A 23,130-nucleotide genomic window follows, 5' to 3' on the forward strand; every position below is an offset into this window, starting at 1 on the left:
TAGAAACCGAGTACTATCTCACCCAGCCCATCAACACAGGGCCGTAAAAGAAGCGGAACTAAACCCAGGACGCTTCAAAGCGCCGGTAATAAAAAGCAACAAGCAGGTCAACCCAACGAGAGTGTCGAACAATACAGTCCGGGAAGTAACGTCCTTTGCGAGGTTGTATGTCATTGTTGCCATCACCCCGGTGAAGGCAAGTGTCACGCTGGCCTTCGCATCTGAGTGGCGAATCCACTCGTTCACCAATGCGAGTGTCTTCCATGCGTGATCTGGGTTAGGTTCGGGTGAGCTGGCGAGCGTGGTCGCGTCGTGCGGATGGCCCTCGGTGGTCCGTCGTCCACCGCGCCGAAACGGCATTCGAAACATAGCTCTAGAGTACAAAGGTTTACATAGATACTTCAGGAACGTCCATTACACGCGAGTCTCAAATGGGCCCACGAGCTGGCAGTCACGGGTAGAGCTTGAAGACGGTTTACGCTCCTGCCCCCGCAGCTGCCGGGGCGACTGCGGCGGAAGCGCTACCTATCGATTAGGAGGTTACCCTGTACTGAAACGTGGTCGAGTTCAAATTAAACGTGTAACGCGGGGCGTTGATGACGCTTCGCGTTATTGGGGGTAGGTTGAAGCGCGGTCTGTTCGTTCGCCGACGCGGCCGCCGCCGGATTCTCGGCGGCGATTCCGGCCCGAACCTCGGGGACATCCCCCATCTTCGATAGCTTGAGTGAGCACGACCATCTGATCTGGTGCGCTGGTTTTCGTTCGGCTCTCGGTCTATTCCGCCACCTCATGCGCGGCCGCGAAACCGCGGTGAAGAATCTACATCTAGTCGGTTACGGCAACTGGAACGGCGAGGGCTCGGCAACGCTGATGAGGGTGGGGTCCTTTGTCAAACACACTGCCCAGGTAGTCGCGGGCTGTGTCGATGAGACTCGGCAGCACTCCGAATGGATGTCCGCGGTATCAAGGCCGCTGAACTATTCAAGTTGCGGGGCAAAAAGAGTCTCGCAGTGACGCTTGGTCCCTGAGCAAGTTCGATCCTTCCACGATCTGCGCTGGAGACGCGGAGCGCTCGGGGGCCCTTGACCGGCTGGGCCACGTGCCGGGTGGTGGCTCGCCCACAACCCCCGTGCCCACACGCACCGAGAAGGGACAGGTCACCGAGTACGATCCCGATTCCACGGCGACGGACCATGAACTCGAATGACGTGCCTGGCCCAAGGTGTGGACGCTCGGCGTGTGGTTTAACCCTTATGAGACTTGCCGGTCACAGCCTCAGCGCTTCGCTTGCGCAGCCCGCAGGCCGTTCAAGATCACGATCACTTCGGCGACCTCGTGAACCAACACGACGGCGGCCAGACCCAGCACGCCGCTGATCGCCAGTGGCATCAACACGATGATGATGGCCAGAGACAGCACGATGTTCTGGTTGATGATCCGGCTTCCTCGGCGGGCGTGCTGCAGCGCCTTCGGGATTAGCCGGAGGTCGTGGCCGGTGAAGGCGACGTCAGCGGACTCGATCGCGGCGTCAGAGCCGGTCGCTCCCATCGCTATGCCCACCGTCGCACCCGCCAGTGCTGGCGCGTCGTTGATGCCGTCGCCGATCATCGCCGTCGGCGTCTTGGAGGAGAATTCAGCGACGATGCTTGCCTTGTCCTCAGGGCGCAGCTCGGCGCGCACGTCGTCGATTCCGGCGATTCCAGCCAGCGCCCGGGCGGTGCGAGTGTTGTCGCCGGTGAGCATGCTTACTTCCACATCGTTGGCGTGCAGGGCCTGCACGGCTTCGGGCACCTCGGGCCGCAACTCGTCACGGACCCCGATCGCCCCGGCGAGAGCGTCATCGACGGTGACCAGGACGCAGGTCTGGCCCTCGGACTCCATGCGCTCAACGTCCGCTTTCAGTGGCCCGGCGTCGATCCATCGGGGGCTACCCACCAGCACCCGTCGGCCTTCGACGGTGCCGCCAATGCCATGCCCAGCTTCCTCGCTGATGTCCGAGGCGGTGGGTGCTTCGGGCCCCGCTGCCGCGATCGCCGCGGCGAGGGGGTGTGTCGATTGCTGCTCAACTGCCGCCGCGAAGGAAAGCACCTGCGCCCGATCGAATCCGTCTGCCGGGACCACTCCGGTAACCTCAGGCTGGTTGCGGGTAAGGGTTCCGGTTTTGTCCACTGCCAGGTGACGGATGCCGCCGAGTCGCTCGAACGCCGCCCCGGACTTGATGACCACTCCGAACTGGCTGGCCGCGCCGATCGCGGCCACGACCGTCAGCGGCACGGAGATTGCCAGCGCGCACGGCGACGCTGCGACCAGGACTACCAGCGCACGGGTGATCCACGTCTCAGGGTCGCCCAGCAGCGAGCCGATAACGCCGACCAGCACCGCCAGGATCATCACCCCGGGCACTAGGGGTTGGGCAATCCGGTCGGCGATCCGGGCGCGATCGCCCTTTTCCGCCTGCGCTTTCTCGACTAGGTCCACGAGTGTGGTCAGCGAGTTGTCCGTTCCAGCTGCGGTCGTCTCGACCTCCAGCACCCCGGCGGAGTTGATCGCTCCCGCAGGCACTTCGTCGCCGGGCGCAACCTCCTCCGGAATGGATTCTCCGGTGATCGCTGAGGTGTCAAGGCTGGAGCGCCCGGATCGAATGATGCCGTCCGTGGCGATCCGCTCCCCGGGGCGCACGAGCATTAGCTCGCCAACCTCGAGGTCCTTCGCTTCGACCTCGGCCGCTGTGCCGTCGCGCAGCACCGTCGCGGTCTGCGGTACCAGCTTCAACAGCGCCCGCAGTCCGCCTTGGGCCCGGTCCATCGCCTTGTCTTCCAGTGCCTCGGCGATCGAATACAGGAACGCTAGCGCCGCGGCCTCTCCGACGAATCCGAGGATCACCGCACCGACCGCGCTGATCGTCATTAGCAAGCCAATGCCGAGCTTGCGCTTCGTGACAAGGTTCCGGATCGCTCCAGGCGCGAACGTGTAAGCGCCCAACAGCAGCCCAACCCAATACAGTACCGTCGCGGGCGTCTCCAAGTCGGACCAGTCCAGCGCCAGTCCTGTTATGAGGGCTACGCCGGAGAAGATCGGCAGCAGTAGCTCAGGGTCCTTCCACCATGGCCGATCGAGCTCGTCGATCTCCGTGGCGGGTTCGTGTTCGCATCCACATGCTGAACTCATACGTCCGCTCCTTTCTCGCCGCAGCCGGGCACCGAGCACTCAGTGTCGATGCAGGGGGCGTTCTCGTCGACGGCCAGTGTCGCGTTGACTAGCGCTTCGAGCGCTGCCGCGAGGTGCGGATCGGCGATTTCGTAGCGGGTTTTACGGCCCTCCGGCTCAGCGACGACAATGCCACAATCGCGCAGGCAAGACAGGTGGTTCGAAACGTTCGAGCGGGTCAGATCCAAGCTTTGCGAGAGCACAGCCGGGTAGCTCGGACCGTCTAGTAGGGTTAGCAGGATTCGGGAGCGCGTCGGATCAGCCATGGCCCGGCCGAGCCGGTTCATGACGTCGAGGCGCGAAGCAATAGTCAGCATGTGCTGAACTATACAGTATGCGATGAACTATTTAAAATGGGCTGAACTAACAGTCACGCGAAAGTCCTGCAACCTGCAAGAATTAGTCGATGGGATAGCCGATGACTAGTCCTTCACGGTTCGGCTGCCAACCCAACGAGGGGCGACGTGGGCGGCGAAATTCTCCAGAATCTTCACGTGGATGTCCACACCCACCCCTGTGGGGATGGTGATGAACAGGGTGTCGGCGGACATGACGGCGGCGTAGGTGCGGCCAGCGACACTGACACCAGGTTCTCCATCAAGGGCTAGACACTCACGGACATTGCGTACGGGGCGAACCACACGTAGCGAAGCTTTCTAATAGCCAAATGACTATCTCTTTTCGCTGGTATCCGGGAATGATACTTCCTTGAAGTCGGCGGTGTTGGCTACCCCGCGTACGAAGTACTGGAACTACTGCTTGGAAACCACTTTGGTCTACGAAGCCATAGCCCTTCAATCTACATCGCCGGAAAATTCCATTTCACTGTCGGTATGGGCCTTTTGCAGTTGGTTAATTCGAAATTCGTTCACCATCTCCTTAGCCACCCGCACGATTAACGCGGTGTTTGGTCATCCTCGCGCGAGGCGAGCAGCTCCTTCAGGTGCGTATCGATGTCATCGAGCTTCTTAATAACGTTGACGGCGAAAACGATACTAATGACTAAAGCGATAATGCTGAGCATCAATGTCCCCCTTTCTCTGGCAGTTCACTCCATCGGATCTGATTCCTTGCCCGACGATTAAACCATGGTTCTGGCCCAGCGGATAGGGGTGTGCGGTGAGAAAGGGGGACGTCGGCAAGCAAAAGCGCCGCGCCCCAAGGATGGGAAACGCGGCGCTAGAGCAATCCGGCGGGAGGCTGCTTAGTGGTCAGCGCCCTGGATGGAGTGCTTGTGATCGCGGACTGCTTCGCCCTCAGCGTAGAGCGGCATATCCTGCTTGGCCTTATACCACTCGGCGTGGTTTGGCTCGAGCGGGGTGCGGCCGGCGATGAGGTCAGCGGCCTTCTCGCCCACCATCATGGTTGGGGCGTAGATATTGCCGTTGGTCACGGACGGGAAGACGGAGGCATCCGCAATGTAGAGGCCTTCAACGCCCCACACGCCCATGGTGTCTGGGTTAACCACGGCCATTGGGTCAGACTCCGCGCCCATCTTGGCGGTGCAGGATGGGTGCAGCGCGGTCTCGCCATCGTTGCGGACCCACTCCAGGATCTCCTCATCGGTCTGGACATCCACGCCCGGGCTGAACTCGCGGGCGCCTACCTCTTCCATAGCCTTGGTATCCAGCAGGGAGCGGGCAACGCGTACGGCCTCTACCCACTCGCGGCGGTCCTGGTCGGTCTTCAGGTAGTTGAAGAGGATGGACGGCTTGTCGTGGATATCGGCGCTCTTGATGTGAACGTGGCCCTTGGTATCGGAGAACATCGGGCCAACGTGCCACTGGAAGCCGTGCTTGACGTCCGCCTTCTGGCCGTCGTAACGCACGGCCATCGGCAGGAAGTGGAACATGAGGTTCGGGTAATCCTCGTTCTCATTGGAGCGCACGAAGCCGCCGCCCTCGAAATGAGAGGTAGCAACCGGGCCCTTGTGGGTCAGCAGCCATTGCAGACCCATGAACGGCCAGCGCCACTTATCCAGGTAAGGCTGGGAGGAAGCGGTGGACTTGGTGGTCTCATACTGGATGTAGACCTCGAGGTGGTCCTGCAGGTTCTCGCCCACACCTGGCAGGTGCTTGACGACGTCAATGCCGTGCTTCTCCAGAATCTCACGGTCACCAATGCCGGAGATTTCCAGCAGCTGCGGGGTATTGATGGCGCCGGCGGACAGGACGATCTTCTCGGCGTAAACGCGGTGAACGCCACCCTGCCACTCATACTCAACGCCGACGGCCTTCTGGCCCTCGAAGAGGATCTTGGTGGTGAACGCGCGGGTACGGATCTCGAGGTTCTCGCGATCCATGTTGGGGTACAGGTAAGCGCGGGCAGCGGACCAACGCTTGCCGTTCTTAATATTGCGGTCGAACGGTGCGAAGCCCTCCTGGCGGTAACCGTTGACGTCATTGGTCAGGTTGTAGCCGGCCTCCTGTACGGACTTGAACAGGGCCTGGAAGAGCTCGGAGGTAGCCGGGCCACGGGAGAGGTACAGCGGGCCATCGTGGCCACGGCGCGGATCGTTCGGCTCAGCCGCAGCGGCGGTTTCCATGCGGTTGAAGTACGGCAGGCAGTGGGCGAAGTCCCAGTTCTCCATGCCCGGGTTCTGGCCCCACTTCTCATAGTCCATCGGGTTACCGCGCTGGTAGATCATGCCGTTGATGGAAGAAGATCCGCCGAGAACCTTGCCGCGGGCATGGTAAACGCGGCGGCCGTTCATCTCCGGCTCCGGATCGGACTCGTACATCCAGTCATAGTTCTTTGCACCAATCGGGAAAGAGAAACCGGATGGCATGTGAATGAACAGATCCCACAGGGAATCTGGGCGGCCAGCCTCAAGGACCAGCACGCGGGTGTTCTTGTCTTCGGTCAGGCGTGCGGCGATGACGGAGCCTGCGGAGCCACCGCCAACGACGACTACGTCGCTTACTTCATCGGTGACCTTTTTAGCGGAACGCTTCTTGGTCAGCTTGTCCATAAAACCCATAAATCCCCTTCTTTCTGTGAAATATTTCACACGTCAAGATTGCCCCACCGGAAGTGAAAATATTGTAATTTATACAAAAGTCTGTATTTATTCACATCGCCTTATGTGCGGGCACTATCTCCAGAGTACACATCCCTCTAGAAGTTTGCCCATCTTAATGTATATTTACCTTGTCCGGATGGATGTCTCTGGAGATGAAATCCGAAGTCTTTGCGCATAGTTCGCCCTAATATGATTCATTTCACTCACCTATCTCTCCCTGCGATCTTGTGAGGCTTTTGGGGCACTCGTGCGAAAGATTCGGCCCAAACCAACCAACAATAGGAGAAGTAGATGGCTAACTTTGACCCTCACGATCCTGAGGAGTCTCACACTTCAAATAAAGACCCCCAACAAGGGGGTAAAAACACCTCTCTCGCAACCCCGTCCGGGGAGACCAAGAAGCGCAGCCCGCGCTACCAAGTTCGTGCCCTCGTCGGCAGCTATAAGGCCGAAACCGGCGACGATGTAGGCGCAGACCAAGTTCCCGCCCCCAAGACAAACTGGCCGGTATTTATCATCTCCGGGGTCCTCATTATTGCCATGGCGCTCTATGCCGGGCTCGGCCGCGATTCCGCGGCAGAGACCCTCGCCAGCGTCACCGGCTGGATCGGCCACAACCTCGGCTGGTTCTATGTTCTCACCGCCACCATCGCCGTGGTCTTCGTGCTCTATATTGCCTTCTCCAATGCCGGCAATATCCGCTTAGGCCCAGACCACTCGCGGCCGAAATTCAATACCTTCTCCTGGGCGTCCATGCTCTTTGCCGCCGGCATCGGCGTGGACCTCATGTTCTTCGCCGTGGCCGAGCCGGTGACCATGTACATGCAGCCACCGGTGGGTGACGGCGAGACCATGGAAGCCGCCAAGGAAGCCGTGGTTTACGCGATGTTCCACTATGGCCTGACCGGCTGGGCGCTCTATGCCCTCATGGGCATGGCCTTCGGTTACTTTGCCTACCGCCTGAATATGCCGCTGGCTATTCGCTCCGCGCTCTACCCGCTCATTGGCAAGCGCGTCCACGGCCCCATCGGCTCCGCGGTGGACATCGCCGCCATGCTGGGCACCGTCTTCGGCGTGACCGCCTCCCTGGGCATCGGCGTAGTACAGCTGTCCTACGGCTTCCACCTCATCTTCGGCATCGAGCAAGGCCTTGGCCTGCAGTCCGCCCTCATCATCATTGCGGTGGCCATTGCCACGCTATCGGCCGTATCCGGCGTCGATAAGGGCATTCGCTTCCTCTCCGAGCTCAACGTCTACCTGGCCATCGCGCTGATGGTCTACGTCGTGGTCTTTGGCAAGACCGCCTACCTCTTCGATGCCATCGTGACCAATATCGGTGACTACGTCTCGAAGTTCCCGTCTTGGACCATGGAAACCTTCGCCTTTGCCGAAGACCAGGCCACCGTGGATACCTGGATGCAGTCCTGGACCCTCTTCTTCTGGGCATGGTGGATTGCCTGGGCAACCTTCGTCGGCCTCTTCCTGGCCCGTATCTCCCGCGGCCGCACCCTGCGCCAGTTCATCTTCGGCACCCTCACCTTCCCGTTCCTGTTCATCCTGATGTGGATGTCCTTCTTCGGTAATACCGCCTTGGACATGGTCCGCTCCGGCGACTACCCCGAGTTCGCCGAAAATGCGATCAACGTCCCTGAGCAGGGCTTCTACGACATGCTGCACGAGTTCCCAGGCTCCGGCATCGTCATCTTCTTGACCACCTTCATCGGCCTGCTGCTCTACATCACCTCGGCCGACTCCGGCGCGCTGGTGATGTCCAACTTCACCTCCCGCATTACCGATAACCGCCAGGATGGCGCGCGCTGGCTGCGAATCTTCTGGTCCGTCACCGTGGGCGCGCTGACCCTGGCGCTGCTGCAGATCGACGGCATCGCCACCGTGCAGTCCGCGACCGTCGTGATGGGCCTGCCCTTCGCGTTCGTGGTCTACCTCATCATGTTCTCCCTGTGGAAGTCCCTGCGCCTGGAAAACGTCCAGCGCGAGGCCCGCACCACCGCTATGCACGGCGTGATTTCCTCCCGCACCGAGCGCGAGCCTTCGGATTCCAACCTATGGAAGAATCGCCTCGACCGAGCCAATACCTACCCCTCCAAGCAGGAGATGGATACCTACCTGCGCGAAACCGCTACCTACGCCCTCGAGCAGGTGGCAACGCACATGCGCACTCGCGGCTACGATGCCCTCTTGCTCACCAGCGAGCTTCCCGACGTCGAACTTCCCCAGCTCGACCTCGAAGTTAAGCTGCACAATGAGCGCATGTTCCGCTACCAGCTCTTCCCAGTCGCGGCCGAGCGCCCCGACTTCAGCACAGGCGAAGGCGATGAGTACTACCGCCTCGAGGTCTACGATATGACCGGTTCGCTGGGCTACGACGTCTACGGCTATTCCGAGAACCAGATCATCAATAACGTGCTGGACCTTTACGAGCGTCACCTGGCCTTCCTTTACATGCAGCAGACCCAGCCGGGCGACTCCGATGTCTCCGATGGCGCCGAGCCCGAGCGCACCTGGCGCGAAGATAGCTAAGCTGGCCAGTACAACTACCTCTATGAGAGAAAGGTTGCTTTTCACTTGAGCACCCAGAACACTTTGTTCGACCCCACCCAGACCGAGCTGCTGAAGGGCGTGCATGCCGACGGCGCCCCGAAGTCCCTGTTCATCAACGGTAAGTGGGAAGCCGCCCAGAGCGGCGAAACCCGTACCATCATCTGCCCGGCCGATGGCTCCACCGTCGGCCTCGTTTCCGAGGCCTCCGACGAGGACACCGAGCGCGCCATCAAGGTTGCCCGTGAAACCTTTGACAACGGCGAGTGGGCCAATACCCCAGCCGCCGAGCGCGGCAAGCTGGTCATCCGCGTGGCCGATTTCATCCGCGAGCACAAGGAGCTTTTCGCTCAGGCCGAGTCCGCCGATACCGGCAAGCGCTACGAGGAATCCCTGGGCGATATGGATGACATCGCCAACGCCTTCGAGTTCTTCGGCACCCTGGCCCAGCACCAGGCCGGCCGCGTAGTCGACCCGCAGGATCCCAACCTGCGCTCGCGCATCGACGCCGAGCCCGTTGGCGTCTGCGGCCTGATTACCCCGTGGAACTACCCGCTGCTGCAGGTCTCCTGGAAGGTGGGCCCTGCCCTGGCCGCCGGCAATACCTTCGTCCTCAAGCAAGCGGAGCTCACCCCGCACACCGCCATGCTGCTCATGGCCGCCCTCAAGGAATGCGGCCTGCCGGACGGCGTAGGCAACCTCATCACCGGCGCTGGCGCTAACTGCGGCAACCCGCTGTCCCAGCACCCGGACGTGGACATGGTCTCCTTCACCGGCGGCTTGGTCACCGGCAAGATCATCGCTAAGAATGCAGCCGAGACCGTCAAGCGCACCGCGCTCGAGCTGGGTGGCAAGAACCCGAACGTCATCTTCGCCGATGCCGACTTCGACGTCGCCGTGGACAACGCCCTCAATGGCGCCTTCTTCCACTCCGGCCAGGTCTGCTCCGCAGGCTCCCGCATCGTCGTGGAAGAGTCCCTGCACGATAAGTTCGTCGACGCCTTGGTAGAGCGCGCCAATAAGATCAAGATCGGCGGCCCGACCGACGAGAAGGCCGAGACCGGCCCGCTCATCTCCGCCGAGCACCGCGAGAAGGTCGCCGCTTACGTAGACAAGGCACGCGAGCAGGGCGCCAAGATCCTTACCGGCGGTCGCGCTGCCACCAGCGAGGACACCAACGGCCAGCACGGCACCGGCACCACCGACCTGGGCGCCGGCGTCTACTACCTGCCGACCATCATTGATGGCGCTACCCGCGAGATGGATTGCGTCCACGACGAGGCCTTCGGCCCGACCGTGACCATCGAGACCTTCACCACCGAGGAGGAGGCCATCGCCATCGCGAACGACACCGAGTACGGCTTGGCAGGCGCCGTCTACACTTCCGACGCCGGCCGCGCCGAGCGCGTCGCCCGCGCCCTGCGCCATGGCACCATCTGGATCAACGACTTCCACCCGTACCTGCCGCAGGCAGAGTGGGGCGGCTTCAAGCAGTCCGGCAACGGCCGCGAGCTTGGCCCCACCGGCTTGGCTGAGTACCAAGAGCACAAGCACGTGTACCAGAACCTCTCCCCTGCCGCTTGGGATCAGTTCGGCCTGCAGTAACTAAGCCAGCCACATAACAGTCAGCCCCCGCGCTCTTTCCGAGCAGCGGGGGCTGGCTTTTTGTATGCGGCCAACGCGAACTGATTATGCAGTAACAGCATCTTCCAGCTCGGCCAGCAAGGAATTGGTGCGTTCTACCTTGGCATCTACAGGGCGGAATTCGCCGTCGGTCCAGTCGGTGAAGAAGCCAAAGTCCAGCTGATTGCGAAGCTGCGGCATGGAGAAGTTGACCACGATAGTGCGCCATGCTTCCACGCCGCGGATTGCGCCCGCTGGACCGTAACCGGCGAACGCAACCGGCTTACCGGTCCACTCCCCGGCCAAGCAGTCGAAGGCATTCTTGAATGGACCCGGCACGGAGCGGTTGTACTCCGGGGTAACAAATACGAAACCATCGCAGGCATCCACTGCATCAGACCAAGCTTGCACCTTTTCATCTGCATACTGCTTATTAGCGGTGGCAGGAATGACGTCAGTGGTCAGCAGCGGAACATCAAACTCCTTGAGATCCAGCAGGGTGTACTCCACCCCATCCTGGCGCCCCTGGGCAAGATCATAAAGCCACTCACCCACTACCTTGCCGGCCGAGCTATCACGGGTAGTGCCGATGATGATGCCGATACGAGACATAAGAGAACCTTCTTTCCTTCAAGCTTTATGTAACGTCCCTAGCTTACCGCCCGTGCCGAAACTTGTCTGATAGTGATGTTGATACGTCCTTCACTCAATCCGCACCCCTCCGGCAACGTGCCGTCATTAACGCGCACCACCCCGTGGTAGGCAAAGCGCTTTGACCCACCAAAGACCACCAAATCCCCAGAGCACAGCGTGATATCATCCCACGGCCGGGTGCGCGACTCGGTATGCCCCATACGGAAAAGTGCCTCATCCCCAATGGAAAGCGAAATCACCGGCGCAGGTGATTCCTCAAAGGCATCCACGTGCATACCCATGGCTGAGCCCGGCGGATAGTAATTAACTAGCGCCATCTCCGGTACAAAAGTCTCCACCCAGGACTCAAGTTCAGGAGCCACTTCGGCCGCGGCGCGCAGCGCTCCCGGAGCAATCCGCTGCAGGCTCTCCGGCACCGGCGGAACCCGCGTGCCGTCCATAATGTCTACATACCGATGGCTGGGATAATGCCAATACCTGCCCAAATGCAGCTGAAACACGCTCATTTGCCCGCCGGATTTCAGCCGAGGCCGCACCATCGCCATCGGCGTAGCCGCATACTCGCGCGCAATGCCGCGCATCTCTTCTACCAAGGCCTTCTGCTTATCGACGCCCGCCCATCCCGGCACATGCCCCACCCCCGGAGCTACACGCACGCTCGGCCGCGGCAGCGAATCAAAAAGCATGACCTCACCCTAACCCAACGCCCCGATAAATCGACCAAGACCTATTATCCTCGCCAAGGATCAGAATCTGTTCAAGACCAATAGGTCCAAGCCTAGGGCGCCTCACGCGGGTTTCACCGGCTGGTTTATCTGGTTCCAAATGGCCTATTGAAGTGCCCCAGACCACCACTGCACACGGCCCGTAGGAACACAACAACCTCGACTTTCTCACCAGCCTCGAACTAGGCGAGGAGGCTCCTACCGGCTACCAGACCGTGGATAACGCACACGACACCCAGAGTGAGAACAAGGCACCAGAGCTGGAAGCACAGCATGAAGACGATTAGGACGCCGAACTCTAATCACACCGGAGCCGGAACAGGATTAGTCCTTAGTCGGTGCTTTCCCAGAAATCATCCGGGATAGCCTCTTCCAACTCACGGTCTAAATACTCGATGGCTTCCTTCTCGCTCATGCCCTGGCTCATTAACTCATCAATCATGTAATCGGTCGCAGCGTTTAACTTCTGCTGGGAAATATCCCGCAGACTCGGCCCTCGCCGCTGACCATCGTCAGCGGTAGTGGGGTTACCCGCAAGTCGTGGACACGTTGTGAAGCTGCTTAGGGGTTAAGCAGCGGCCTTCTTATTACCGTTTTGATTAGCGAGCTGGGCTTCGAAATCAACGGGGCTTACCATCCCGATGGACGAGTGGCGACGGCGCCGGTTGTAGACGATCTCAATCCAGCGACCCACCGTCTTCCGGGCTTCGTTGCGGGTTTGTCATTTCTTCCGATCGTAAAATTCGGTCTTTACTATCGACCAGAACGACTCGGCCATCGCATTGTCAAAGCAGACACCAGTACGGCCGACCGATTGTGCAATCCCTAGTTCTTGTCAGACCTGCCACAGCTGTTCGCTGGTGAACTGGGTACCACGCGGGATGTAAGCCATGCGCAGTGCACGTTCGACCAGGTAAGAATCCTGCACACTATCCATGGACCAGCCTAGGACTCGGCGGGAGTGTCCATCGCGGATAACGCATAGGTACAGCTAGCCCTCATTCGTGCGCAGATGGGTAATATCCGACATCAACACTCGATTAAGCTGGCCTTGATCAAATAGGCGTTTTACCAGGTCTACAGGCGTGAACTTCTGCTTGGATTGAATTGTCGTTACGGGAACAAACGCCCTGGGTGAGATGCCCTCAATACTCATCATCCGCAGGCGTTTGGCCACGGTTTAGCGATTGACATAGACCCCATCCTCAGAGAGTTCTGCACTAATCCGTGGGGCACCGTAGACTTCGTCAGAATCTTCCCAGATGTCATGAATTTTCCTGTCTAACTTGTCGAGGAATCTCTGACGCTGATTTCACCACGAAGCCGTACTGCTTGAGCCTTTTGCCATTTATAGTAGCCAGAATGGGAAACCTCTAATAACCTGCTCATCCGTTTTATGCTGTAGTTCGCCTTCTCCTGGTGTAGTAGCTCAAATTTTTCCGATCGCGTTGCCTCAAAGCGACGAAGGCGGTGCCTTTTGACAAGAACTCACTATCCATCTTGGCCTCAGCTAACTCACGACGCAGGCGAGCGTTTTCGGCTCGTATATCGGCATCACTGCGGCCATCTACCGAGCCTTGGCGTTCCCGCTCGAGTGTGACCCACCTGCCTAAAATTGTGGCTGATACGCTAATTTCCTTAGCCACATGAGCGATTGGGTGCCCGGACTCAATGACCAGTCTGGCAGCCTCCTGCCGGTACTCCGGGGTGTACTTCTTCCCTGACGAACTCACAATGAACACCCACTCCTACAGACACAAGATCCGTACTAATAGGGTGTCCACTAAACGAGGGTAACCTCATTCTTGCTTGCCCTCAACCGGTGTCCATCTCCTCTGAACGCTTGCCTCTGCTTCTGGCGTGACGCAGCGATTAGTGCCCACTGGGGGTAGCGGTTCTTGGCATCGAGATCATGCCCGTGGCACGCAGCCCAAGGAAAAAGGGGCGGGCTCAGCGTTGTGTGCTGAGCCCGCCCCTCCGTTATGTGCCTACTACCTAGGTCAGGTGGCGCGATGCACGCGCCACTCCCCTGCCTGGTTTTACCGCTTAGGTGGTCTTACGGCGGCCGAGCAGGAGGCCCGCGCCTGCGAGCACGGCACCAATGAGCCCCACGAGGGCCACGCCGTACCCGCCGGTCTTCGGGAGCTTACCGGCAGTGGTGTCCGCCACCTGCAGGATCATCTTATCGCCTTGGCCACTCACTTGGATTTGTCCGCTGCTAGTGCTGACCGCAGAAATCTTATATTGCTTAGTCTGCTCATCCACTGAAATCTGAAACTCGACCGGCTGGGCCAGCAGGTTGAGCCCCTTAGGAGCCTTCGTTTCAACGAGGAAGAACGTACCGGTCGTCTTCACTTCGATAGACTCCTGCCCGGGCTTGATGGTGTAGAGCTCTCCAGCGCTGTAGTCCGGCTGGCCTCCCTTGGACGGGTAGATCTTGAAGGTCGCGCCACCCAGCCCAGACATCTCCACGATCTTATCGCCGTCGTACTGAGCCTTCTTGAAGGTCAGCTTGCCCGGCGGAGTTTCCGGCTGCTTGTAGTTATCAACTACGCAGGAAACCGAAGACAGCTTCTTATCTTTCTCGCTCATCTTGACCTTGAAACCGAACTCACCGTCATTTGTGACCTCAACCGGTTTCGTTACCCCGTCACGGGTTTCGGTACACACGGCATTCTTGTCATTCCTCTTATAGAGGTTGAAACCCGGTTGCTGTGTCTCTACCAGAGTCAGTTGCTGCTCTTGTTCGCTCATGATGTTCCAGGAGGCAGTGCCAAGGTCCCTGTCGGCCGAGGACGTTGCCTTCAGCGACCTCCGAACGAGCTCGCCATTACCTGGGTCGATGATGTCCTGGCCACCGGTAGAGAGGGTGAACTCCCAACCTGGGGCACCGTCTTCAAGAACCTTGCCGTTTTCATCGACAATGCGCTTCTTGACGGTCACCACACCGTTGCATCGTGTGGTTACGTCTTGGGCGATTGTTTTCATCTGTTCCGCAAGATTGCTGTAGTTAGACACCCTCACCGTGTCACCAGTGCCCGAGATATCCTCGCCCATGGTCTTGACACCACGTGCACCGTAGGTCCACCTAGACATGTCCGAAGTAACTGTGTTTGACCTCCCATTAGGCATCCGTTCAAACACCTGCAGGGCCTGGCTGCCTGCCGCGTCGTACGCCATTTTCAGATTCGCCAAGGTGTCGGTGTTGATGTAATTGGCGTGCAAAGCCTTCGGGTGATCACTTCGAATTTTGTAGTAGAGGCCTGGGGCTTGTCCCGGATCTGCTGTCCAGCCAATCCGCTTGGCGTCTTTGAGCACCAGATCATTCTGCACAACAGGGCGTTGACCGCTTCGTCCGCCAAGTGTCAGATCAACCATGATCGGAACAACACGCGTACCGGCAGCTTTGAGTTCGTTGGCGGCCTTGATCGCGTCGTTGAGAGCACTAGCCTGAACGAACTCGCCACCGATGCCCTTATTCTTGATTGTCGAAGAGGTCGTGGGCATACCATCAGTGATGAAGTAGACCACGTCGTAGTCCTGTTCCTTGACCTGCTTCAGACCCGCTTCCCAGTTCGTAGCACTGTTATTTCCGTTATAGCTCCAGTTATTGACTACGTCCTTTGCTCGCTGGACGCCCTGCTCCGACTGCATTGAAATATAGGGTGGGTTCTGACCGTGTGTCGTTCCCGCCTGGTTAGCCGGACCGCTACTTGCGAAGTTATAGATTCCGAGCTCAGCTGGGGTGCCCTGCAGGGAATCGATGAATGCATTCGCGGCCTTTTTGGATGCCTCGAAACCATCAGTATCTGCGTAGCGGAGCGATGTCGAAAGGTCTGCTACAACCGCAATTCGGAGCCCACAGCGCAGGGGAAGCTCCGGGTTAGGGACACGTCCGTTAACCCACTGAGCTCCATCCGGCGGAGAGATAATCTCTGGTGGTTTTGGTGTGCTCTCATTCGCGCCATACACATCAAGAACGACCTTCAAATTCTTGTTCTCCGAGAGATTATTAGTGAAGGTGAATACCGCATCCTTCGGTACAACGGCAGAGTCAACCGGTTTACCATCCTTTACCGGAACAACGTCCATGGTGATGAAGCCGTTGCCAATATTGACGTTGCGTTTCTGCAAGGTCACACCTGGCTCAATCTGATCCAGGGTGAGGTTGTACTTCTGCGGATCCAAGAAAGTCGCGTCAGTCTCGATACGCACGGTTGCGTACTTCATGTGAGATTCCGCAGTCACCTTAGCCGTAAAGGCATTGGGCTTGGTCGGATCTACTGGGTCAGCTTTAACTGCAAACTCGTGGCCGATGGCATCAAAGTGACGCCCTTCGACCGCCGGTGGCTTGGGGTCTTCAGAAGAATCTGAACAGTCTTTCACCTCGCCGCTGAAGTCGAAGGACCACTCGGTCTTTGCACCGGCAGCGAACTGGTATCCGTTCTGCGGCTTCGCCGTGACCTTAACGGTGGCCTTTTTGCCCTCGTAGAAATGCTGACCGGCTTGCTTGCGCTCGCCACCAATGAAGTAGTCGACACCCTTCGTGTCTGGAATGTTGATGTAGCCCTTCTCAACACACGATGGCGCGGTGGCTGGATCAACTGCGGTTGGCGCCGCAGGAGTCACGGACGCCCCCGGGTTCGGTTCCGGAGTTGGCTCTGGGTCAGGCTGCGGCTCCGGGTTCGGCTCGGTTGGCGGAGGGGTACTGCCGCTCAAAGTCCCCTTCGGGCTAACGGACACCGTTCCCGATACTTTAGGCGCAGTAAAGTACGGCGAAATTCTAATGATTTCGCCCTTTTTCACTGCAATATTCAGACCATCATGGGTAACCGTCAACGGAGCTTGCTGTGCACTGCCCGATGGTGAAATTTTCGGGGAAAGTGTAGTGTTCCCGACTTTCAGCTCGTATGCCTTCAGCCAGCCAGAACCACCAATTTGAAAATCAAGGCTCGTGATCGTGGCGTCTTCCTCAACCGTGAACTCGAACGGCGGGTTGTACTTTCTGGTATCCAGGTCTTTGAAGTCTCGCTTCTGCGGGCTCACCGGGATCGCCGTGGTCTGCGCCTGCGCAACAGGGGCCGGCAGGCTCGGTAGCGCGCCCGGGATAGCGACGCCGAAAACCAGCGCAAGCGCTGCGGTTAGCGCGGCCGCTACACCCATGAACTTTGTTTTCATTGTCGCTACCCTTCTTGCTTTCGCTTCTTCGTGATCAACAGCATCAACAACCCAGCGCCCATCAGCGCCACCGCGGCGAGGACGAGCCCGATGATCTGCACACCAGTCATCGCCAGGTCGCCCTGTTCGCGTTCTTTCTCTTCACCCGGCCCGGGGGTTTCCCCTGGTGGCGGTGTCTCGCCCGGCGGGGTTTCCCCTGGTGGCGGTGTCTCGCCCGGCGGGGTGTCCCCTGGTGGCGGTGTCTCGCCCGGCGGGGTGTCCCCTGGGGGCGGGGTGGTGGGCGGCGTCGTCGGAGGTTCGGTCGGCGGAGTGGTCGGCGGAACCGTCGTATTCGTCTTCGCCACGATCACGCCCTCCACCGGGCGAGGGTTATCAGCGACGGTGTGGAACGGCACCGCCACGAGGAAGGGCTCGATTTCCCGGTACTCCCCCGCCGCGGCACCAGCCGGCGCCTGGGAGGTGACCAGGTATATGCCCTTCTCGAGCCCCTGGAATCGGACCTGGCCGGCCTCGTTGGTCACGGCTGTGATCGTGCGGTCGGTCGGCCAGTCAGCGATCTTGTCTGCGCTGGTGTTGCGGACTTTCGCCTTATCGGCGGCGTTCTCCGGGTCGATGCCCTGCAGCCGCTCCAGTTTGATGGTCACGCCCGCGACCTTGCCCGTGGCAGGATTGACTGGGTCCCCATTGCCCGGGGAAAGCGTGATACTCAGCGTGTCGGTTCCGTAGTCGCGGGATACCCCGGGCTGATCACTCAGCCCGGCTACCTTGGCTGCGTCGGCAACCCCGACGCCACCATATGCGCCGCCGAGCAGGCCAGCGCTGAGGGCGATGGCCACCACAAGGCTGCGGCTGATCCGCACCGCGCGTGCGTGGCTAGTCATCTGATCCAGCCCCTTCGTTATTCATCGTCTCTGTCGTTTCTTGGGATTCGCCATCCCGCTTGTTCTTCAGCAGCCACCGCAGCAGCAGGAGCAACACGACGACCGCTGCCGCGAGGAGCGCGTACATCCACCACTGCCACCCGGGGCCGTGGTTCTTGTCGAAAACCTCGTGATCCTCTGGGTCCAGCGGGACCTGGTGGCCGCGCACCAGCAGGCGGTGCGTGTTGATCCCGTAGGGGGTGCAGGTAATCAGGGTGATGTAGTCCTTGTCCTGCTCCGGGCGGAGGTCCTCGGTTTCGGTGGGGAGCACAACCTTGATCTGGTCGACCACGTACTTCAGCTTCTCGCCGGAGACCTGGACGTAGAAGGTGTCACCCTTCTCCGCCTTATTGAGGTGGTCGAACATGGTGGAGTTCGCCAGGCCCGTGTGGCCGGTGATCACCGAGTGCGTGCCCTTGCCGCCGACTGGCAGGTCGGAGCCGAAGAGGTGCCCCAAGCCTTTTTGCAAAGTGTCGTTGTCTGTCCCGTGGGAGATCGGCAGGTCTGCCTTGATCTTGGGGAAGATGAGGCGCGCCATCGCGTCGTTCGCGTCGAGTTGGTCCAGGTATTCCTGGTAGTCCGGGTTGTTCTCGTCGAAGCGGGCGAGCCAGGGGTCGAGGATGGGGCCGGTTGTTCGGTTCTCGTTGTACTCGTGGGCACGCTCCCACTGGGTGTTCTTCACCTCTTGTGGGGTGCTCTTTTCGAGTTTCGCGTATTCCTGCGCGGCCTTCGTGGCGAGGTGGTTATTCCACAGGGTGGACGTCACCGGGTACAGCATCACGAGCACCCCGAGGATCACGAGCACCGCGGCCAGCACGGGACTGGTCTTGGTGCTGTTGGCACGGCGGGGTTCCTTCTTCGGTTCCACGTCTGTGCTGAGGGTGTGATCCACGGGGCACTCCTGGGTTGGTTCTGCTTGGCTGTGCTTTGGCTGAAACCTCCGCCCGCGGGGTTGTCCGCTGGGCGAAGGTTTTACCGATTCAGCGGGCTATTAGTTCTTAGCGCCGCGGCGTGCGAACCATGCACCGGCTGCCACGATGGCGGCACCGATTGCGGCCAGGATGCCAACACCCATGCCACCGGTCATCGGCAGGTTCGGGGTGGTGTCGTCAGAGTTAACGACCTCACCCTCGTTAGCACCAACCTGGACAGAAGCCAGCTCGTAGACACGCTCCGGGGTGGTCTCCGAAGCAACCAGCTTGAACTCGAGAGCCTCCGGGAGCAGCTCCTTGCCCTTCGGCGCCTTGACCTCGATCAGGCAGTAGTGAGACTGCTCGCCAGCGGCGACCTCAGCATTGTCTTCGAAGTCATTGACGTGGAGACCAGTGATCTTGACAGTACCGTCCTGGCCAGAGACGAAGGTGGTCTTAACCTGGCCATCCTGCTCACCGTTGACCGGAGCCCAGGAATCCTTCTTGGTGGTGTCGATGTCGGAGCACTGCTGGCCAGCAGCCTGGCGAGCAATCTGGAACTCGGCGCCTTCCAGACCGTTGCGGTCGCCATCGACCTTCTTGAACTGAAGGCCGCCCCAGTAGGTCTTGACCTCCGGGGTCTCCTTCGGGGTCTGGCTCTCGGAACCATCCGGGTTGTTCTGGAAGACCAGGGCCTTATTCGGCGCGATATCGGTAGCGTTCTTGAACTCAGGCTTGAGCGTAGTCGTGATGATTACCTCAACCTTGTCGCCGGCCTTAAGGGACTTAGCAGTTTCCTCATTCAGGGAGACGTCGACGTTGTTGCCCTCGTAGAACTTCCCATCAACGTCCTGCGTCGGCTGAATCTCCTGTCCAGCGACCTTCACCGTCACATCGGTGATCTCGAGCTTCGGATCAATCTGGTCCGTGATCTGGAACTGGGTGCGCTCAGTGTTCGGCTTCAGCTGACGAGCGGTACCAGTGACGGTGTAGACCAGATTTTCGTCGCCAGCATTCTGGTCCTTGTCCTTGACGGTCTTGGTCGGTTCTTCGTCCTTGTAGTTCTTCGGGAAGGCGTGGACATCGTAGTTCCAGCTAGTGCCCTGGTTATCCCCACCGTTATCCGCGGTCATTGGGACGAATGCGATGAACGGAACAGCCGGGTCGTAGCCCTCCTTCGGGGTGGTCTCCACGACGAGGTAGGCACCGAGCTCCAGATTCTTACTTACCTCCCAGGTGCCGTTTGGACCGGTCGTACCGGAAGCGACCTCGGTGAGGACTCCAGCCGGCAGACCACCCTTGAGCTGCGCTCCCTGGGAGAAGTCTGCAGCCTTGAGCTTGGAGGCAGCGACGAGCCCCTTATTCGTGGTGACATCGATGTCGGTAGCGCCATCCGCAGTCTTGTTGATCTTGTACACGGTGAAACCGACCCCTTCCAGAGCCTTGCCACCGTTGCGCTCGACGTCCTTCGCATCTTCAAGAGTGCCCGACGGGGTGCCTTCATTGATCGGGTTACCGAACTTGTGGATGGTCAGCGCACCCCTGGCGTCCTTATTCACCAGCGGGGAGTCGCCTGCGGTCTGGTTGACGGTCGACTCCTGAGCGCCAGCGATCGCGCCCGGGGCAGCGATACCCAAGGAGAGGCCAGCGACGGCGGCGAAAGTGACCGAACGAATGGTCAGAGTGTTCTTCTTCACTGGAGTGAATTCCTTTACATCAGTAGTGACTGGAGCGCGTAGCACCCCTCGACGTTCAGCGACCCACTCCGGTTAGCTACTTTTAAGCTTGCCGCCTTTTCAACCACGACACCTTAAAATTCGCTGGTGGTCACACGCGCCCCAAACCCTATTGTTGACAGATCACTTTTGTTGTGATGTCACCAATTCTCGGGTTTCAGACCCGCAATTCCCACCTAGTGAATCGCACATCATTAACTTATCACTTCGACGCCCCTCAACAGCTAAAATAATTAAGGCATACCTTATTGATCCTCCCAACACAAATCTGGCTGGCGCGACTCAAAATCGCTCCTGACCTAGACTGTTGAACAGTTTTTCGCTCTAAGCGCACCAGTAATATACTCCCCCACATTAGGGTAAAAAGTGATAAACATCTCACAGCAAAAATTACGCTTTTTGTAACCTCGCAGCGAAGAATAGACTCCAACTCTCCACGTTCCACCGGAGCGAGCCCCAACCCCTCAGTAGAAGTTAAGGCCTATGACAGACCAACCCCCAACGCCGAACACGACGGACGCGACCCCGCCCCGCCAAGACAAGAAACTGAACACCAACGCGATCATTGCCGTCGTCCTCATTCTCGCCGGCCTGGGCGTACTGTTATACCCGGTGCTTTCCACCCAGTGGAATAACTACCAGCAGTCCCGCGCCGCCGAAGCCTACTCGCAGCTGGAAAAGGGCGTGCCCCCAGAGGTCCTCAATAAGGCCTGGGAGGAGGCGCAACAATACAACGCCAACCTCGGGGATATCGATCCCAGCGATGCGTGGACCAGCTCCGACGACGAGAGCTCCCCGGCGTATCAGCGCTACCTGAATTACCTCTCCGTCTTGAATGAGACCGAGGCCATGGGCCGCATTGTGCTGCCCTCCATAAATTCCGATCTGCCAATCTTCCATGGCACCTCCGACCGCGTGCTGGCCCGCGGGGTCGGCCACCTTTACGGCACGGACTTGCCTGTTGGCGCACCCGGCGAGCTCGGCGAGGATGGCGCTATCCCGCCCGCCCCACCAGAGGGCCGACTCTCCGCGCTTTCTGCTCATACCGGACTGCAGAACGCCACCCTGTGGGACAACCTCGACCAGATTGAGAAGGGCGACCCAGTCTACGTCGCCGCGGCGGGCGAGAAGCTGAAGTACGAGGTCCGGGACATCGAGGTCGTCACCCCGGATAAGACCAGTCTGCTGCGCCGCACGCCGAATAAGGACTTGGTCACGCTCATCACCTGCACCCCCTATGGCATCAACACCCACCGGCTGATCATCACCGCCGAGCGCGTGCCGATGGACCCGCAGGAAGAGTCCGTCTTCGACGGGCAGGGCACAACCTGGCAGTGGTGGATGTGGGCCATCCTCGCTGCCGCGGCAATCATCGTGCTGCTGCTAATCCGCTGGTGGTGGAAGAACTTCCGCAAGCAGGAAGGCGAGGAGGGCCCCGCAACCTCCGGCGCTGGGGACACCACGGAGAGTTAACGGGCTTTTGCCTGGTGCGTTGATTAACATCATGAACTCATCCTCCTCTCAGGCTTCTACTACCCGCCGCCTCACCACCACCTGCGCAGTCGCCCTGGCGGTGGACACCGCCGCAACCCTGGCTACCGCGCCAGCCTTCGCAGCGCCCCACCCGGTGCAGGATCCCCGGGGTTTCATCGTCTCCCCGGCGCGCTTGATTTCTAGTGGTCGTGGAAACCCCCAGTGTTCCTGATCTCCGTCGTCACCTAGATGAAGCGCGTTGGCAGTTATTACCCTTAAAGAGTGATTACCAACGAACTTCGAAATCTACTGGACAAAGCAACCACCCATGCACAGCGTTTTCAAGACGGAGAAGACCACACTGTAGCCGCAGCGCTCCTTACCAAATCAGGAAAACACGTACTCGGTTTGAACGCGCACCATTTCCTCGGTGGTCCTTGCGGGGAGATCTCGGCTTTAGCCAACCATGCTGCTAGTTATCCAGAGGACCCAATCCAAGCAGTAGCCGCCGTATACGGACCTACTGGTCAAGTTATTCCTCCCTGCGGTAAATGCCGCCAGGTGCTTTTTGATGTTGATCCGTCCATTCGGTGCATCGTGCGCGGAAGCAATGGACTTGAAGCACCTACCGTAGAAGAACTCTTGCCATTCGCATTCAACTGGCGAAATATGGAACAAGAGCAGCGCATCTACATGTGGGAAGGCTACGAGGAATCAATTCGTAGCGGAGAAAAGCAACAAACCATCCGGGTAGACGATCCTTTCCATGAAGGAAGTGCCCAAATTGTCTTCGAGAAAGAATCCGGAGAGGTCGTCACTATTCCGGCACAGGTTACGTCCGTTGTCTCTACCCAGCGAAGTGAATTGTCGGAAAAGCAAGCTAGAAATGACGGTTTTGGCTCTCTTTCCGAGCTTCAGGAAGCGCTAGATACTCACTATCCCGGATTAGCTGCCGATGACGAAGTAGACGTCGTAGGGTTCAAGCTCCAGTAACTCGAACGAGCTCAAAGCGTGTTTGCTTTCTGTAGAAGCAGTAGAAACTACAGCAAAAGGCTGGGGCAATCCATGGCGAACGGTGCAGATTGTGGCGCTTGGGTGTACTCAAACAGAACAAAACCCGGG

Annotated in this window: 16 protein-coding genes and 2 pseudogenes; 6 read left to right on the forward strand and 12 right to left on the reverse strand. The window is 59.3% G+C overall.

What is annotated here, in order from left to right:
* Positions 1 to 271: hypothetical protein (locus QP324_RS05880; RefSeq protein ID WP_284815030.1), on the forward strand; the 271-nt coding region annotated here is incomplete at its 5' end.
* A gap of 1,004 nt (positions 272 to 1,275) precedes the next feature.
* On the opposite strand, the gene QP324_RS05885 is transcribed toward QP324_RS05880, so the two are convergent.
* The 5 genes and pseudogenes from QP324_RS05885 to betA form a co-directional block, all read right to left on the reverse strand.
* On the reverse strand, positions 1,276 to 3,168 hold the full coding sequence (locus tag QP324_RS05885; RefSeq protein ID WP_284815032.1) for a cation-translocating P-type ATPase: 1,893 nt from the start codon (positions 3,166 to 3,168) through the stop codon (positions 1,276 to 1,278).
* Positions 3,165 to 3,524, reverse strand: coding sequence for a helix-turn-helix transcriptional regulator (locus QP324_RS05890; RefSeq protein ID WP_005329783.1), 360 nt, complete (start codon positions 3,522 to 3,524; stop codon positions 3,165 to 3,167). The genes QP324_RS05885 and QP324_RS05890 overlap by 4 nt, the downstream gene beginning before the upstream one ends.
* Before the next feature lie 82 nt (positions 3,525 to 3,606).
* Positions 3,607 to 3,764, reverse strand: a pseudogene (locus QP324_RS05895) (alkane 1-monooxygenase); the annotation flags it as partial.
* A 338-nt stretch (positions 3,765 to 4,102) separates the two neighbouring features.
* Positions 4,103 to 4,231 carry a chemotaxis protein gene (locus QP324_RS05900; protein ID WP_250411538.1) on the reverse strand — a complete coding sequence of 43 codons (129 nt, stop codon included), beginning with the start codon at positions 4,229 to 4,231 and terminating at the stop codon, positions 4,103 to 4,105.
* 180 nt (positions 4,232 to 4,411) lie between these two features.
* A complete protein-coding gene (betA, locus tag QP324_RS05905) occupies positions 4,412 to 6,187 on the reverse strand; it encodes a choline dehydrogenase (RefSeq protein ID WP_239230915.1) in 1,776 nt (591 codons plus the stop codon).
* Positions 6,188 to 6,520: 333 nt separating this feature from the next.
* Here betA and betT point away from each other — a divergent pair, with 333 nt between their 5' ends.
* Entirely contained in the window at positions 6,521 to 8,770 is a 2,250-nt protein-coding gene (gene betT / locus QP324_RS05910; RefSeq protein ID WP_284815036.1) for a choline BCCT transporter BetT, read from the forward strand.
* A 45-nt stretch (positions 8,771 to 8,815) separates the two neighbouring features.
* Positions 8,816 to 10,393, forward strand: coding sequence for an aldehyde dehydrogenase family protein (locus tag QP324_RS05915; protein WP_284815038.1), 1,578 nt, complete (start codon positions 8,816 to 8,818; stop codon positions 10,391 to 10,393).
* An 84-nt stretch (positions 10,394 to 10,477) separates the two neighbouring features.
* Here QP324_RS05915 and QP324_RS05920 read toward each other — a convergent pair whose 3' ends face one another.
* The 7 genes and pseudogenes from QP324_RS05920 to QP324_RS05950 all read right to left on the reverse strand — a co-directional run bounded on the left by QP324_RS05920 (position 10,478) and on the right by QP324_RS05950 (position 20,496).
* Positions 10,478 to 11,023, reverse strand: a complete 546-nt coding sequence (locus QP324_RS05920) for an NADPH-dependent FMN reductase (protein WP_239279321.1) — start codon at positions 11,021 to 11,023, stop codon at positions 10,478 to 10,480.
* Positions 11,024 to 11,061: 38 nt separating this feature from the next.
* Positions 11,062 to 11,751 carry an alpha-ketoglutarate-dependent dioxygenase AlkB gene (locus QP324_RS05925; protein ID WP_239279322.1) on the reverse strand — a complete coding sequence of 230 codons (690 nt, stop codon included), beginning with the start codon at positions 11,749 to 11,751 and terminating at the stop codon, positions 11,062 to 11,064.
* 607 nt (positions 11,752 to 12,358) lie between these two features.
* Positions 12,359 to 13,532: pseudogene (locus QP324_RS05930) on the reverse strand (IS3 family transposase).
* A gap of 304 nt (positions 13,533 to 13,836) precedes the next feature.
* Positions 13,837 to 16,968, reverse strand: coding sequence for a SpaA isopeptide-forming pilin-related protein (locus QP324_RS05935; RefSeq protein WP_284815040.1), 3,132 nt, complete (start codon positions 16,966 to 16,968; stop codon positions 13,837 to 13,839).
* A 5-nt stretch (positions 16,969 to 16,973) separates the two neighbouring features.
* Complete coding sequence (locus QP324_RS05940) at positions 16,974 to 17,849, reverse strand: adhesin (RefSeq protein ID WP_284815042.1); 876 nt, start codon at positions 17,847 to 17,849, stop codon at positions 16,974 to 16,976.
* Positions 17,842 to 18,780: a class C sortase SrtC gene (gene srtC, locus QP324_RS05945; RefSeq protein ID WP_239279325.1), complete on the reverse strand. Its 939-nt coding sequence runs from the start codon at positions 18,778 to 18,780 to the stop codon at positions 17,842 to 17,844. The genes QP324_RS05940 and srtC overlap by 8 nt, the downstream gene beginning before the upstream one ends.
* 99 nt (positions 18,781 to 18,879) lie before the next feature.
* Positions 18,880 to 20,496, reverse strand: a complete 1,617-nt coding sequence (locus QP324_RS05950; RefSeq protein WP_239279326.1) for a SpaH/EbpB family LPXTG-anchored major pilin — start codon at positions 20,494 to 20,496, stop codon at positions 18,880 to 18,882.
* Between the two features lie 522 nt (positions 20,497 to 21,018).
* Here QP324_RS05950 and srtB point away from each other — a divergent pair.
* From srtB to QP324_RS05965, 3 genes are read left to right on the forward strand one after another with little or no spacing between them, the layout of a single operon-like run.
* A complete protein-coding gene (gene srtB, locus QP324_RS05955; RefSeq protein ID WP_284815043.1) occupies positions 21,019 to 22,008 on the forward strand; it encodes a class B sortase SrtB in 990 nt (329 codons plus the stop codon).
* 31 nt (positions 22,009 to 22,039) lie between these two features.
* Positions 22,040 to 22,240, forward strand: coding sequence for a hypothetical protein (locus tag QP324_RS05960; RefSeq protein ID WP_284815044.1), 201 nt, complete (start codon positions 22,040 to 22,042; stop codon positions 22,238 to 22,240).
* 50 nt (positions 22,241 to 22,290) lie between these two features.
* On the forward strand, positions 22,291 to 23,001 hold the full coding sequence (locus QP324_RS05965; protein WP_284815046.1) for an ASCH domain-containing protein: 711 nt from the start codon (positions 22,291 to 22,293) through the stop codon (positions 22,999 to 23,001).
* Positions 23,002 to 23,130: the final 129 nt, after the last annotated feature.

Source organism: Corynebacterium sp. UMB0012, assembly GCF_030216265.1.
Lineage (GTDB): Bacteria > Actinomycetota > Actinomycetes > Mycobacteriales > Mycobacteriaceae > Corynebacterium.

Excerpts from the sequence above, each read along its gene's own strand:
- QP324_RS05885 (WP_284815032.1), bottom strand. The coding sequence starts at position 3,168 with ATGAGTTCAGCATGTGGATGCGAACACGAACCCGCCACGGAGATCGAC.
- QP324_RS05890 (WP_005329783.1), bottom strand. The coding sequence starts at position 3,524 with ATGCTGACTATTGCTTCGCGCCTCGACGTCATGAACCGGCTCGGCCGG.
- QP324_RS05900 (WP_250411538.1), bottom strand. The coding sequence starts at position 4,231 with ATGCTCAGCATTATCGCTTTAGTCATTAGTATCGTTTTCGCCGTCAAC.
- betA (WP_239230915.1), bottom strand. The coding sequence starts at position 6,187 with ATGGGTTTTATGGACAAGCTGACCAAGAAGCGTTCCGCTAAAAAGGTC.
- betT (WP_284815036.1), top strand. The coding sequence starts at position 6,521 with ATGGCTAACTTTGACCCTCACGATCCTGAGGAGTCTCACACTTCAAAT.
- QP324_RS05920 (WP_239279321.1), bottom strand. The coding sequence starts at position 11,023 with ATGTCTCGTATCGGCATCATCATCGGCACTACCCGTGATAGCTCGGCC.
- QP324_RS05925 (WP_239279322.1), bottom strand. The coding sequence starts at position 11,751 with ATGCTTTTTGATTCGCTGCCGCGGCCGAGCGTGCGTGTAGCTCCGGGG.
- QP324_RS05935 (WP_284815040.1), bottom strand. The coding sequence starts at position 16,968 with ATGAAAACAAAGTTCATGGGTGTAGCGGCCGCGCTAACCGCAGCGCTT.
- QP324_RS05940 (WP_284815042.1), bottom strand. The coding sequence starts at position 17,849 with ATGACTAGCCACGCACGCGCGGTGCGGATCAGCCGCAGCCTTGTGGTG.
- srtB (WP_284815043.1), top strand. The coding sequence starts at position 21,019 with ATGACAGACCAACCCCCAACGCCGAACACGACGGACGCGACCCCGCCC.
- QP324_RS05960 (WP_284815044.1), top strand. The coding sequence starts at position 22,040 with ATGAACTCATCCTCCTCTCAGGCTTCTACTACCCGCCGCCTCACCACC.